Source organism: Mycobacterium sp. D16R24, from assembly GCF_002013385.1.
In the GTDB taxonomy this organism is placed as follows: domain Bacteria; phylum Actinomycetota; class Actinomycetes; order Mycobacteriales; family Mycobacteriaceae; genus Mycobacterium.
Window position 1 is genome coordinate 25,605 of record NZ_MAEV01000006.1, and the last position, 12,875, is coordinate 38,479.

General features: G+C 64.4%; 12 protein-coding genes. 4 read left to right on the forward strand and 8 right to left on the reverse strand.

What is annotated here, in order from left to right; all coding sequences use genetic code 11:
• Positions 1-31 precede the first annotated feature (31 nt).
• Together B4383_RS04700 and B4383_RS04705 are read right to left on the reverse strand one after the other, a co-directional pair.
• Positions 32-1,255, reverse strand: coding sequence for an MFS transporter (locus B4383_RS04700; protein ID WP_078289170.1), 1,224 nt, complete (start codon positions 1,253-1,255; stop codon positions 32-34).
• A 129-nt stretch (positions 1,256-1,384) separates the two neighbouring features.
• On the reverse strand, positions 1,385-1,951 hold the full coding sequence (locus B4383_RS04705; RefSeq protein WP_078289173.1) for a YdcF family protein: 567 nt from the start codon (positions 1,949-1,951) through the stop codon (positions 1,385-1,387).
• 158 nt (positions 1,952-2,109) lie between these two features.
• Here B4383_RS04705 and B4383_RS04710 point away from each other — a divergent pair, with 158 nt between their 5' ends.
• The gene (locus tag B4383_RS04710) at positions 2,110-3,450 is read left to right on the forward strand and encodes a cytochrome P450 (RefSeq protein WP_078289176.1); all 1,341 of its coding nucleotides are present in this window, start codon (positions 2,110-2,112) and stop codon (positions 3,448-3,450) included.
• Positions 3,451-3,480: 30 nt separating this feature from the next.
• Here the strand turns inward: B4383_RS04710 and B4383_RS04715 are convergent, their stop codons facing one another.
• Together B4383_RS04715 and B4383_RS04720 are read right to left on the reverse strand one after the other, a co-directional pair.
• Positions 3,481-5,040: a cytochrome P450 gene (locus B4383_RS04715; RefSeq protein ID WP_078289185.1), complete on the reverse strand. Its 1,560-nt coding sequence runs from the start codon at positions 5,038-5,040 to the stop codon at positions 3,481-3,483.
• 14 nt (positions 5,041-5,054) lie between these two features.
• Positions 5,055-5,402 carry a hypothetical protein gene (locus tag B4383_RS04720; protein WP_078289495.1) on the reverse strand — a complete coding sequence of 116 codons (348 nt, stop codon included), beginning with the start codon at positions 5,400-5,402 and terminating at the stop codon, positions 5,055-5,057.
• A 155-nt stretch (positions 5,403-5,557) separates the two neighbouring features.
• On the opposite strand from B4383_RS04720, the gene B4383_RS04725 reads away from it, so the two are divergent.
• A complete protein-coding gene (locus B4383_RS04725) occupies positions 5,558-6,235 on the forward strand; it encodes a TetR family transcriptional regulator (protein WP_078289196.1) in 678 nt (225 codons plus the stop codon).
• On the opposite strand, the gene B4383_RS04730 is transcribed toward B4383_RS04725, so the two are convergent.
• Entirely contained in the window at positions 6,177-6,548 is a 372-nt protein-coding gene (locus B4383_RS04730) for a VanZ family protein (RefSeq protein ID WP_078289204.1), read from the reverse strand. The genes B4383_RS04725 and B4383_RS04730 overlap by 59 nt on opposite strands.
• Positions 6,549-6,625: 77 nt before the next feature.
• Here B4383_RS04730 and B4383_RS04735 point away from each other — a divergent pair, with 77 nt between their 5' ends.
• On the forward strand, positions 6,626-7,843 hold the full coding sequence (locus B4383_RS04735) for an acyl-CoA dehydrogenase family protein (RefSeq protein WP_078289207.1): 1,218 nt from the start codon (positions 6,626-6,628) through the stop codon (positions 7,841-7,843).
• Between the two features lie 29 nt (positions 7,844-7,872).
• Here the strand turns inward: B4383_RS04735 and B4383_RS04740 are convergent, their stop codons facing one another.
• Both B4383_RS04740 and B4383_RS04745 read right to left on the reverse strand, forming a co-directional pair.
• Positions 7,873-10,497, reverse strand: coding sequence for an AAA family ATPase (locus B4383_RS04740; RefSeq protein WP_078289210.1), 2,625 nt, complete (start codon positions 10,495-10,497; stop codon positions 7,873-7,875).
• Positions 10,494-11,675 carry an exonuclease SbcCD subunit D gene (locus B4383_RS04745; protein ID WP_078289214.1) on the reverse strand — a complete coding sequence of 394 codons (1,182 nt, stop codon included), beginning with the start codon at positions 11,673-11,675 and terminating at the stop codon, positions 10,494-10,496. The genes B4383_RS04740 and B4383_RS04745 overlap by 4 nt, the downstream gene beginning before the upstream one ends.
• A gap of 132 nt (positions 11,676-11,807) precedes the next feature.
• Between B4383_RS04745 and B4383_RS04750 the strand changes: the two genes are divergently transcribed.
• Positions 11,808-12,320: a histidine phosphatase family protein gene (locus B4383_RS04750; protein WP_078289218.1), complete on the forward strand. Its 513-nt coding sequence runs from the start codon at positions 11,808-11,810 to the stop codon at positions 12,318-12,320.
• A gap of 9 nt (positions 12,321-12,329) precedes the next feature.
• Here B4383_RS04750 and B4383_RS04755 read toward each other — a convergent pair whose 3' ends face one another.
• Complete coding sequence (locus B4383_RS04755; RefSeq protein WP_078289499.1) at positions 12,330-12,848, reverse strand: DUF3558 family protein; 519 nt, start codon at positions 12,846-12,848, stop codon at positions 12,330-12,332.
• Positions 12,849-12,875 lie beyond the last annotated feature (27 nt).

The window sequence follows — 12,875 nt, forward strand, 5'->3', positions numbered from 1 at the left end:
CGTGCGCCAGAAAGCAGTGATCGGTACGAACTCAGTCCGCTGACAACGTGATGGGCCGCCACCGGGCGTACAACAGCGATACCGCGAGCACTCCGAGCCCCGCGACCGCCAACACCGCGCCGACAAGAGACGGCGCGCGATAGCCGTACCCGGCGGCGATGACCAGACCACCGAGCCACGCCCCGCCGGCGTTGGCCATGTTCAGTGCCGAGTGATTCAGCGCGGCCGCCAGCGTCTGCGCGTCTTCGGCGACATCCATCAGTCGGGTCTGCAGCGCGGGCACCAGTGACGTTCCCGCGACTCCTACCGCGAACACCAGCGCCAGTGCGGCCCAAACGTTTCCGGACACCACCACGAAAACCACCAGCATCACGGCGACCAGCACCAGGCTGATGGTGATGGCCCGGACCACACTGCGGTCCGCCATCCACCCGCCCAGCACGTTTCCGGTGACCATGCCGATTCCGTAGAGCGCCAACGCCAGCGGGACGGCGGCCTTGGGCAGTCCGGAGACGCTGGTGAGCGTGGTGCTGATGTAGGTGTAGAAGGCGAACATGCCGCCAAAACCCACGATACCGATGAGCAGGGTGAACCACACCTGCGCGCGACGCAACGCGCCGAGCTCGGTCAGCGGGTTCGTGATTTTCATATCCGTCAGCCCTGGCAAGAACCGCAACAGCGCCGCGACTGTGACCACGCCGATGACCGCGACGACGGCGAAGGCCGAACGCCAGCCCACTGTGTTACCCAGCCAGGTGGCCACGGGAACACCCACGACATTGGCCACCGACAAGCCCAGCATGGTTTGCCCCACGGCCTTGGCGCGTTCCCCGGGACCGGCCAAGTGGGCGGCCACCAGCGCCGCAACGCCGAAATATGCACCGTGCGGCAGCCCAGCGACGAACCTGGACGCGATCAGCGCCCCGTAGCCCGGCGCGAAGACAGTGGCCGCATTTCCGATGGTGAAGGCGATCATGAGCGCGATGAGCAGGGTCCTGCGCGAGGCCCGGGCGGTGAGCGCTGCGATGACCGGTGCACCCACGACCACGCCCAGCGCGTAGGCGCTGATGACGTGCCCGGCTTCAGGCTCGGTGACGTGGAAGCCGTGCGCGATATTGGGCAGCAGCCCCATCGCCACGAATTCGGTTGTCCCGATCCCGAATCCACCTATGGCCAGCGCGAGAATCGCGCCTCGGCGAACGCGCGGAGACACGAGCGCCCCGGGCTGCACGCGTGAATCGACAACGGCAGTCATGAATAGGGCTCCTGTGCGGTATGCGGCTATATGCGCACATCGATGAGCGCCCTGATCGGTCAACCACCGATTCTGCCGGGTTCATTCCCTTCAGGCGAACTGTGGTCGTCCCGTAGTTGTCAGCAGTCGTCAGCGGAACGGGCTGATGATGTCGCGCATGAACTGCCCGATGTTGGTGGGCGCATCTCCATCGGGAAAGCTCGCGGTGGCCAGCACATTGCCGCCCGCGTCGGTGAAGTTCCGATCTGCACGCTGTTGATGGGTCGAATTCGTCACCAGGATGATGCCGGACGCGCCGGCCTGCTTGGCCAGCGGCACCGAGAACTGCGCATTCTGGACCGTGCTGTTCGCGCGGGGCTCCACGACGATCCGGTCAGACGGATACCCCAGGCCGACAAGCATATTGCGCATCTGCTCGGCCTCCGATACGCCGTTCTGCGGGTTGCCGCCCGTGACGATGATGAATGAATTCGGGAACATGTTGGCAATCGCCCTACCGGTCGCGACTCGCTGATAGAGCTTGTCCCGCATTGAGCCGTCGGGCTTAAGCCCATATCCGAGAATCACGACCGCCGGCTTGGAGAAGTCCTTGCCCATCGCCATGGGTTCGGCGTTCGTGGTCACGGGGGTGCTCAGCGTGAGGACAGCGCTGACGACCATCGCGGTCGTCCATCGAGTGATCAATGCGCCCTCCAAGACCCAAGTGACTTCTGAGACGGACGAGATACATGGTGCCAGAGTTACCCCTGTCAAGTCGACCCGCCGGTCAAATCTCCCGCAATTCCCCCTGGTGTGACCGACATGACAGATGTACGCTGCGCTATAAGACATATGTCTACTAACACCACAACGCCGTGGAGGGTGACGTGACCGAGGCCTCAACCATCGATCGAGACGCCGATACACCCGAGCCGATCGCTCCCCCGCTCGTGACACTTCCCAAGCTGGCTCAGGGCATCGCCTTCGTGGCCTCACGGCGCTGGACCACGAGCCGGCTGGCCAAGAAGTACGGCAAGGTCTACACCATCAACATCCCCAAGTTCGGGTACACGGTCGTCGTGGCCGACCCGGATCTCACCCGGCAGGTGTTCACCACCAGTACCGAGATTCTGGGCAACATCCAGCCCAACCTCAGCCAGCAGCTCGGACCCGGATCGGTCTTCGCGTTGGAGCGCAATGAGCACCGGCACCGCCGTAAGTTGCTCGCACCGAAGTTCCACGGCAAGGCCATGATCCAGTACGAGCAGATCATCGAGGAAGAGACGCTGCGCGAATGCGCGTCATGGCCCGAGGGTCAGCAGTTCGAAACCATGGAACCGATGATGCGGATCACGCTCAACGCGATTCTGCGCGCTGTCTTCGGCGCCGACGGAGCCGAGCTCAACGAACTGCGCACACTGATCCCGCCGTGGGTGGTACTGGCCTCTCTGACGACCCGTGTGCCCCAGCCCAAGCGTGACTACGGACGTTTTAGCCCATGGGGCCGGTTGAAGACCTACCGTGCGCGCTACGACGAAGTGATCGCACTTCTCATCGACAAGGCACTCGCCGCACCGGATTTCGAGGATCGTACCGACATCCTCGCCCTGCTGTTGCGTTCCACCTACGACGACGGCACCACCATGTCGCGCAGCGATGTCTCCGACGAGCTACTCACCCTGCTGGCAGCCGGCCACGAGACCACCGCGACCACCCTGGCGTGGGCTTTCGAACGGATCACCCGGCACCCTCAGGTGCTGTCGCGCCTGGCCCAGGAGGCTCAGACCGAGAGCGGCGAGTACCGGCAGGCGACAATCCTTGAGGTGCAACGCAGTCGGCCCGTCATCGACTTCGCAGGCCGCCACGTGCTAGCACCCTACGTCGACATCGGGCCATACCGGATCTCACAGGGCCACTCCCTCGTCGTGAGTATCAACCTCATGCACGATGACCCGGCCGCCTTCCCCCACCCGGAACGCTTCGACCCCGAACGCTTCACGGACGCCAAGCCCGGCAATTCGTGGGTTCCTTACGGCGGCGGCACCCGGCGCTGCGTCGGGGCAGCCTTCGCCAACATGGAGATGGACATCGTGCTGCGGACCGTGTTGCGGCACTTCACCATTGAAACCACAACGGCACCCAACGAAAAGTGGCATTCACGCGGGGTCGCCTCGTGCCCAAAGAACAACGGGCTCATGACGGTGCGGCGGCGCTGACACCCTCAGACCAGCCTCCGGCATCACCAGTCAGGGGTGCCGTTTACGCAACCGCATGACGATCTTGCCTTCAGGGCCGCCGGTGAAGGTCACCTCGCGGCGCGGCTTCTGGCCCGGCACCATCTCCAACTCGTATTTCTGAGCCAGCGAAGCGATCCCGATGATGGCTTCCAGGTTCGCGAACCCCGAGGCGATGCACATGCGCTTGCCCGCACCGAAAGGCATGTGCGCCTTGCGCTGTTCAGGTTGCAGGTTTTCTTTGAGGAATCGTGTCGGATCGAACGTCCTGGCGTTCTCCCACACCCGTTCGTTGTGGTGAATGCTGTCGATCAATACGGTGACGGTGGTACCGGCGGGAATCGGATAGGTACCCAACACATCGTCGGCCTTCGCGGCGCGCGCCAGACCAAGGATCGGCGGGTACACCCGCATCGCCTCGTTCAACACCGCGGCGGTCCACGGCAGATTATCGATATCCGCGGCGGTGGGCAAACGCCCGCCGAGCACCCGGTCGACCTCTTCACCGAGCTTGGCACGCGCATCGGGGTTGCGGGACAACAGATACCAGGTCCAGGCGAGTGCGGCGGCAGTGGTTTCAAAGCCCGCACCCAGGAAGGTCATCAGCTCGTCACGGATCTCGAGATCGGTGTATCTGGCCCCCGTCTCGGGATCTTCGGCGGCCATCAACAGGGCCAGCAGGTTGTCCTGTCGGGTGATTCGGCCGGCGTGATGATCGGCGATGAGCTGATCGATGGTGTGCTCAACCCAACGCAGGCCCCTCATGGTGCGCGGCGCGGCCACCGATGCCCCGATACGCAACGCCTTGATGGCCAACCGCGGTGTGTGTGAAGCCAATTCGCCGGGCCCATGGGTGGCGAGCCTGTCGACGAACCAACGCAGTGGCGGTGCGGCCCCCACGATGTAACCCACGCCGAAGAGCTTCAGCAGGCGCGCGAAGCTGATGCGCATCTTCTCGGCCATGTCACCGGACAGATCGATACCGAACATCGTCTGCGCGACGATATCCATGGTCAGATAGTTCATCTCGGCGGTGACATCGACCGCCGAACCCCGCGCATATAGCTCGTCCCACCGCGCAATGGTGCACGCGCTGGCCGCCCCCATCTGCGGGGCGAACAGGTCCACCTGACGCTTGGCGAAAATCGGCTGCACCAGTCGGCGATTTCGGTTCCACAGCCCATCGTTGAGACCGGTCACCAACCCTCGACCGAAACCGACTGCCAGCAGGTCATATTCGGCGCTCTTGATGTAGTTGTCCTGGTTGGCCACCAGCACGTGACGAGCCAGCTCCGGGTTGCGGACAATTACCGTTTTACGCATGGGCGCCCGCGCGACGATGATGTCGTCCTGACCGGGCAGGTCGGCGAGGTACTCGGAAATGGTGTGCCGGTATGTGGACCAGACCGCGCCGAGGGCGAGGCGCCACGATTTCAGATAGCCGACCTTGGTGTCATGCCACCGCAGGAAGGTTGGGCCACCCGGGTACAGGTCGTGGTTGATCGGACATTCACCGACCGCCGCGGCGGGAGGCGCGGAAAGGGGTTCTGGCTGCAACGCTGGAGCCGACACGATTAGACCCTTTCCTACTCGGAGGCGCCGTCGCGCGCCTCGTCAACCTCTGGCTCGGAAGTCACCTCTTCCACCACGGCGTCGACCTCTTCCTCGGCGGTGTCAGCAGCCTCGAGATCGTCATCGGCGGGGTCGACATCGTCATCCTCGGCCAGGTCTTTGGCGTCCCACCGTTCCTGATCAGCGCGCGCCCGCTTACTGGCCTCCGCGATTTCGAACCCATCGGCCACGACACCGCTCACCTCGCGTGCAACTTCCCCCACCGTCCGCGTGATGATGCGGATGATCCGGCCGACACGCGACCCGACGGACTCCACGACTTCCTGGACGACGTTGACGTTGCGCTCAACAGGTCCCACCATGCTGCACTGCCCCTTCGAATTCGGTGGCCAAATAGTGAACAATCGTGCACTGAGATCAGTGTGCGCAACGTAGATGAACCTGTCAATACCAGACATCAACGCGGTTTCGAACGAAACTGGTCGATCGAAAAGAGCACGCCCGTACACTGAGAGGTATGCGCCATAGTCGTGCTGAGAAGAAGTTGCACACCCGGCGCGCATTGCTCGACGGGACCCTGGATCTACTCAAGGTGCGTGGCTTCGCGGCCGTGAGTCTGCGCGAGGTGGCCCGATCCGCGGGGTTGGTTCCCACGGCGTTCTATCGGCACTTCGAATCGATGGAGGACCTCGGCACGGTCCTGGCCGAGGAGAGCGTTCGTGCGCTTCGTGACACCTTTCGGCAGGCCCGACGCGAGGTAGGCAGTGACAACCCCGCCAAAATTCTCGGCCTCATGGTCGACCGCGTGAGCGAGCACGCGAACAACTTCCGGTTTCTGGTACGTGAACGTCATGGCGGCTCGCCTCAGGTGCGGCGAGCCATCAACAACGAAATGCGCATGCTCACCAACGACCTGGTGGTGGAGCTCGCACGCAATCCCGCGACGAACCATCACACCACCGAAGATCTGGAGATCGCGGCGGACCTCATCGCGAGCTCCATCCTCAGCACGATCGGCACGCTGGTGGACACCGATCACCCCACCGATGCCGACGCGAACGCCGCCCTGAATCGGGCGCTACGCCAGTTGGACCTGGTCACCCGCGGGCTGGCACACACCGGCACCATCACGACCGTCATTCCGGAGCAAGCCGAGACTCACCACGAATCCTCTGCCACAACCACAAGCCCGTGAACAGTCCGACCGCGTCGGCCAGCAGATCCAGCAGGCTCCCGTCGCGGTGCGGAACCCACAGAGCCTGAATCACCTCCGAACACGCGGCGAAGGTCAGAACCCAAGCCAGCGTGGTTTTCTCCCCGATCCTTGCAAAACGCGAGGACACCGCCAACATCGCGAAGATCAGAACGTGCACCACCTTGTCCGCCCCCGGTGGACCCGACGGGACGGTGCCACCCGGTGTGAACAGCAAAAGGCAAGCGACTGCAGAGGCTCCCAACAGCGTGAGCCCGCGAAGGCACCAAGACCAGGACCGAACTATGCGAATCATCGTGACCTATATTGCCGCTTCGGTTCTGGCTGATTCAAAGCGATGCCGCCAAGGGGCATGCTGCGTAGAACGAAGACATGACCTCCGCTCCGTCAGTCCTCGACATCCGCGCCCTGCCCGGCACCGAGACCTACCGGAATCTGCTCGCCCAGGTGGCCAAGGGGGCGCGGGATCGCGACCTCGCCGACGAGAACCCCTTTGACCAGGTTCGACTGCTCAAGGAGGCAGGGATCGGAAGGCTGCGCATCCCGGTCGAACTCGGCGGTGCGGGTCTTTCTGTGCGGCAACTCTTTTCCACCATCATCGATCTGGCACAAGCTGACCCCATCGTCGCGCACATCTTCCGCACCCACTTCTGGTTCGTCGAGGAAAGACTGCGCACGCTATCGGATCCGGTGTCGACCGCCTGGCTGACCAAGGTGAATGAGGGCAACCTCTTCGCCAATGCGTTCAGCGAGAAGGGTGTGTTGACCGTCGGGAGCTTGGTATTCAACACCCGCCTGCTGCCGGCCGGGCATGGATATCAGTTGACCGGTGAGAAGTTCTACAGCACCGGGACACTGTTCGCGGACTACCTGACGGTCACTGCGACCACCGACCGCGACTCGGTGGCATCGGTCATCGTCCCCGGTGACCGTGACGGGGTGCGGCTGGTGGATGACTGGGACGGGTTTGGCCAGCGTCGCACCGGCACCGGTACGACGATCTTTACTCAGGTGGACGTCGCCGAGGACGAAATCCTTTCCGAGACACCGTATGACGCTGCCCCGGTGCCTACCACGCAGTACGCGTCGTTACAGCTGTACATCCTGGCGATAATCGCCGGTGTGCTGCGGTCGGTGGTGGACGACGGTGCGGCGCTGCTGCGCTCCCGGCAACGCAATTTCAGCCATGCCCTCACCGAACGTCCGGTCGACGATCCCCTGCTGCAACGCACCCTCGGCGAGCTGAGCGCGACCACCTTCGCGGCCGAGGCCGCGGTTCTTGCCGCGGCAGATGCCATTGACACCGCCACCGCATCCGTGCGCGACGGAGTCCCCGATGCGCAGCTGGCCGAGGAAGCACAGCTGGCGGTTGCCAAGGCCAAGGTGCACATCGACGCCGTCGCGCTCGACGCCGCCACCAAGCTGCTGGATTTGGGCGGCGCCAGTGCCTCGAGCCGCAGCCGCAACCTGGACCGGCATTGGCGCAACATCCGGACCATCAGCCTGCACAATCCGGTGCACTACAAGGCCCGGGTGATCGGCCAGAACCTGCTGCACGGCACGCCGGTTCCCGCGAACGCCTATTTTTAAGGGATGTCGGCAGGGGTCTGCCGAGTCGCTCAGGCCGACAGGCTGATTCGGTGCGCCCCGGAGACCGCGTCATAACGGTCGGGACTGCACGTCAGCACGATCACCTGCGCCTCGGTACCCACCGCGCCGAACACCTCACCCATGCGCTCCAGTCTGTCGCTGTCGGTGAAGCCCAGTGCGTCGTCGATGATCACGGGTACAGCGTCCTGCGGCGCCACCAACGCGGCACTTGCCAGCCGTGCGACGATGCCCAGCTGTTCCTTAGCACCGCCCGATAGCGACTCGTAGGGAACAGTCCGGCCCTCCAGCGTCCGGCTGCGGATGCTCAGATCGCTGTCGACATCCACTTCAAAGGTCGGGCCGAAGATCATGCGACCCAACCGCTCCAGTTCCGCGCGGAACGGGTCGACATAACGCAACCTCATGCCGTCCCGGTGCCGCAACATCACCGATCGCAGCGTGTCGACGGCACGGGCCTTGGCGCCTATCCGCGTGAATTCCGTTGCCGCATATTCCCGTTCAGAGGCAGCGGCATCCAGTTGATCCTTGCGGCCCTGCCTGCCAAATACCTCCACCCGCACCGCGATGTCGCGCAGCCGATGCCGCAGCGACTCGTGCTGCTGATCCAGCCCCTGCGCCCGTACGGAGAATTCAGCCAGCTCGGCGCGCACCCGGTCGGCTTCCAGCGCGGCCAGCTGATTCACGAGATCGGTGACGCGGCGCGCGGTCAGGTCGGCCGCTTGGACCGCCTGCTCGTGGCGCTCGGCCAGCAGATCGTCGGATGCCGACGCCCGCACCTGGGCAAGACGCTGCTCGGCAGCGGTCAGCTCTTCGGCGCGCGCGGCTTGCTTTTCCCGCAATACCGTTGCCTCGGTGGACTTCTCGACGAGCCGTTGAGCAGCCACCTGGACGGCCTGGCGATGCGTGGCCTCTTCGGCCTGTAGCCGTTCGACCACGGTCACCAACCGGGCGACCTCGGCGCGCGCCTGCGCCGGATCGATCGCATCCCATAAGCCGGTGGCCTCCGGCGCGAGCACGCGCAATCGGCTGAGCTTCTCACGCAACGTGTCAAGGTTCTCCGAACCCATCAGCCCGTCGAGTAACGCCGTTAACCGGTCCCGTTCGGCATGGAGTTCGGTACGCCGTTCATACTGCTTCTGCGCCTGCCCGATATCGGCAGCACCAACGGTGGCCAGTGCGGCGGCGAGCGCCGCGCGGGCGGCGTCGAGGTTGCCACGCAGTTGAGCCGCGTTGGCCCCCGGAATGATTCGGGTGACTGCCACGCCGGGAGCGGTGATCTCGATGGTGTCGGTGGCCGCACTCGCCCACTGCTCTCCGGCCTCGACCCGCCGCTGCTCGCCGTTGACAGTGATGTCGACATCGGCGAGTGCCCTGACCTCCACCTGCGCCGAAGCCGTGTCCAGAGCCACCTCTGCCATACCGACGGCGCGCGCGGCGGACTCGATCGCCCCGAGCGACTGCGCGGTGATAACCAATGCCGAGAGCTCCGCGCCGACCGAGGTCAACTGGCGGGTAGTGAGGTCGATACGGGATACCCTGGCCGCCAACCCGTCCACCTCCTCCCGGGCGAGCGCGCGGTCCAAAGTGTCTCGGGCCGTCTCCAACTGAGCGCGAGTTCCGTCTATCGCTTGCGTCGCTTGGGTCGCGGCGGCCTCGGCGGCCTCGGACAGCTGCTGTGCCGTTTCGTGCGCCTCCTTCGCGGCCGATGCCTGCTCTGCGAGCCCGGCGATCAACGCCCGGCGCGCTTGAATATCGGCAACCAGCTGCGCCCGCTCGTCGCGTTTCGTCTGTGCCGCAACCACTGCGGCCTGCGCTGCCTCCGCGACCACCGTCGCGTTATCGCGCTGCTGCAGTAACATCGAAACAGCTTGGGAGGCTTGCTCTAACGGAGCCAGGCGGCGACTCACCTCGGCACGATCGGCGATGACGGTCGCCAGATCCCGGGTCAGCTCGTCATGCTCGCGGACCTGCTGATCGACCTCGGTCACCGCGGCGTTGGCGACGGCCAGGGCGTCCTCGGCGGCCGTCAGTCGCGCACCAGCCTTGGCCCACTCGCCGGTAGGGCGCCCGGTCGCGGTGAAGTACAGTGCGTATTCCGCATCGATCCGCTCCACCAGATCAGGCTCGCTACCCGAAAGCGCAACCGACTGCCCGGCAGCCAGATCCAGCGCACGCGTGAGCGCATCGCTCGAGGACAGGTCGAGCACGCCCGCACCCGCCGACTGCAGGACACGTTGTGCCTTCCACAAATTCATGTCGATGGACTGATCCAGCATGTCCAGCACCCGCTGATGCGCTTCATCGCCAGAGAGCTGTTCGCGGCGCGGCTCGATGACCGTCAGGTGTGTCTCGGCGCGCTTGTGGAAACGCTTGCGGTACACGAATCTAAAAGCTCCACAGCTGATTTCAGCCTCGATCTCAGAGCCAACATCAGCAAAAGTCGGCTTGACCTGCTTGACATCCTTTTTGGTGGAGCGGTCTTTGGATTCGATCAGCAGGTCGAGCGCCTCGATCATGGACGTCTTGCCAATCTCGTTCGCCCCGCTGACCACCACAACCCCGCGATCAGGAAAGGTGATGTCGCGATGGGCGATTCCGCGATAGTTGGTCACCGACAGGCGGTGCAGCTTCACGCCGCCGACCCTCTTGCCAATGAGCCCTTGGCCGAACCGCCTCGCCCTGCACTCGATGTGAGACGCAGCAGCAACGACAACGCGCCCTGGGCATCCGCGGACGATTCTCCACCCGCGGCCGCCATCTCCTTCAGCTCGGCAATCGCGGATTCGGCGAAACCGCCGACACCAAGATCACTGAACTCTCCATCGGCAGGTACCACCGCGATATCGGTGTGCCGCTCCCATGTCCGCACACTCGCGAAAAGCCGGGTGTACTTGTCCAGGCACTCCTCCAGCACGGCGTTATCGGTCACGCTGAGCGTGCCGGTCAGGGCCAGGCGCACCACCGTGCGCTCCTTGTCGGGCAGCAGTTCCAGGTTAAGTCCCAGATCGGCGATGTCGCGCGCGTTGTCCACCGACCGCCGCAGCGTGACGAACCGCCATCTGCCCACGTGATGAGCGTCAACCTGTACCGCACCCGATTCGTCCAGACTCACCACGAGGGCGTGCCCCGGATCGGACTCGACATCGTCGTAGTTGGTGACCTCGGGCGCGCCTGAGTACCAGACTCGCCCACTGGAACCCACCTGGGTTCGGGAGTGCTTGTCTCCGAGCGCTACGTAATGGACGGCACCGCGGGCAAGGGCGTCCTCGACAGCCTTCAACGCGATAAGCGCAGGCTTCGTCGGGTCGGGGTCCAGAACGTCGACACCACCGTGGGCCACCACGATGCGCCGGGTGCCGTCGGCGGGTAGACCCTCCAGCTGTTCGGCCACGAGATCATGCGTGGGCGCCTTCGAACGCCACGGCACCGCGACCAGTTCGACGCCGGCAGTCACCTGATAGACGCCCGCGGTATCAAGCACGTGGACGTTCGCGGGCTTTTCCGCCAGGAACAGCTCGCTGGTATACACCGAGGCGGCGTCCAGGGGATCGTGGTTGCCAGGAAGCAGATAGATGTCGACACCAACGCCCCGCATCACCTCCAACGCCTGGCTGATGACGCGCGGGGCCAGCTGATTGGACTCGAACACGTCTCCACACACCACCATGAAGTCGCAATCCTGTGCCACAGCAACCTCACCGAGAGAAGCGATGGCCTCCCGACGCGCGGCTGAGTACTGCGGCTGGGCTTCACCGGCAAGGAAATGCCGTGTCATGCCAAGCTGCCAATCAGCGGTGTGCAAGAACTTCACATGCGAAGTCTATGGCCGTCTACCGACAACGTCCGGGACGCCGCGCCTCATCCCTGGGACCCGCCGGATAACTTATCCACAGGTCTGGCATTTGCCCGGCGCTCATCGCACACCCCGGCTACCGTACGAACCATGTCGGAGGACGCCAAGCGCACCCTGATCCTGATGCGGCATGCGAAGTCGGCGTATCCACCCGGCGTCGACGACCACGAGCGTCCGCTGAATCTGCGCGGTACGCGACAAGCCACTCAGGCTGGGACTTGGCTGCAGGACAACTTCAATCGGATCGACGCGGTGCTGTGTTCGACCGCCACCCGGACCCGCGCGACGCTGACGCAGACCGGGGTACACAGCCAGCTCGTCAGATTCAGCGACAAGCTCTACGACTCGACGGTGGGGGTCACCCTCGGCGAGATCAATGGGGTACCGGATTCCGCGACCACCGTGCTCGTCGTCGGGCATGAGCCCACCACGTCGCAGTTAGCACTGGCGCTGGCCAACACCGGCACCAGCAACGCGGAGGCCGCGAATCGGATCTCCACTAAGTTCCCGACCTCGGCGATCGCGGTGCTGACGACTCGCTCACCGTGGTCACGGCTCGAACTGGCAGGCGGATCGCTGACCAAGTTCCACGTACCGCGCTAACGGGCCGCCTCAGACCTTCTCCGCCACCTGGGTGGACAGCTTCATCGCGCAATGGCACGCGTCCGACGACGTGCCGTGACCCGCGCCAAGCAGCGTGACCGCCAATTCGAAGAACTGGTCGTCCCCGTACTCCAACGCGGTGACACACATGCCATAGGTCGAACTGATGAAGCCGCTCTTGCCTCCGGCCGAGAAGTCCTTCACCTCGTCGCGCGTCCGCTCCTCCCCTTCCCGCTCGCGGCCGATCGGGCTACCCCGATACCAAGAGAGGGTGACGTTGGGGAGAGCCCTCCAGGATCCGTTCGGAGACCACGTGCATCCGGCGGGGGTCTTTGCAATCAGCTTGAGGTCGGTCCGGTGCACAACGGCCGAGATATCAGGCGTGGTGAGGCTGCCGCACTCGGAGTACACCGGGCCGACCCGAATGTCATGCCCGGCCGTGACGTCGTGCCCGCCGAATTCAAGGTGGTGGCTAGAGCATCCGGAGCTGAGCATGACTCCCGAGGCCAGCACAAGACACAGCAGTATCCCGGCGATACGGGACGAGCGAACACG

Excerpts from the sequence above, each read along its gene's own strand:
- B4383_RS04700 (WP_078289170.1), bottom strand. The coding sequence starts at position 1,255 with ATGACTGCCGTTGTCGATTCACGCGTGCAGCCCGGGGCGCTCGTGTCT.
- B4383_RS04720 (WP_078289495.1), bottom strand. The coding sequence starts at position 5,402 with ATGGTGGGACCTGTTGAGCGCAACGTCAACGTCGTCCAGGAAGTCGTG.
- B4383_RS04725 (WP_078289196.1), top strand. The coding sequence starts at position 5,558 with ATGCGCCATAGTCGTGCTGAGAAGAAGTTGCACACCCGGCGCGCATTG.
- B4383_RS04730 (WP_078289204.1), bottom strand. The coding sequence starts at position 6,548 with ATGATTCGCATAGTTCGGTCCTGGTCTTGGTGCCTTCGCGGGCTCACG.
- B4383_RS04735 (WP_078289207.1), top strand. The coding sequence starts at position 6,626 with ATGACCTCCGCTCCGTCAGTCCTCGACATCCGCGCCCTGCCCGGCACC.
- B4383_RS04750 (WP_078289218.1), top strand. The coding sequence starts at position 11,808 with ATGTCGGAGGACGCCAAGCGCACCCTGATCCTGATGCGGCATGCGAAG.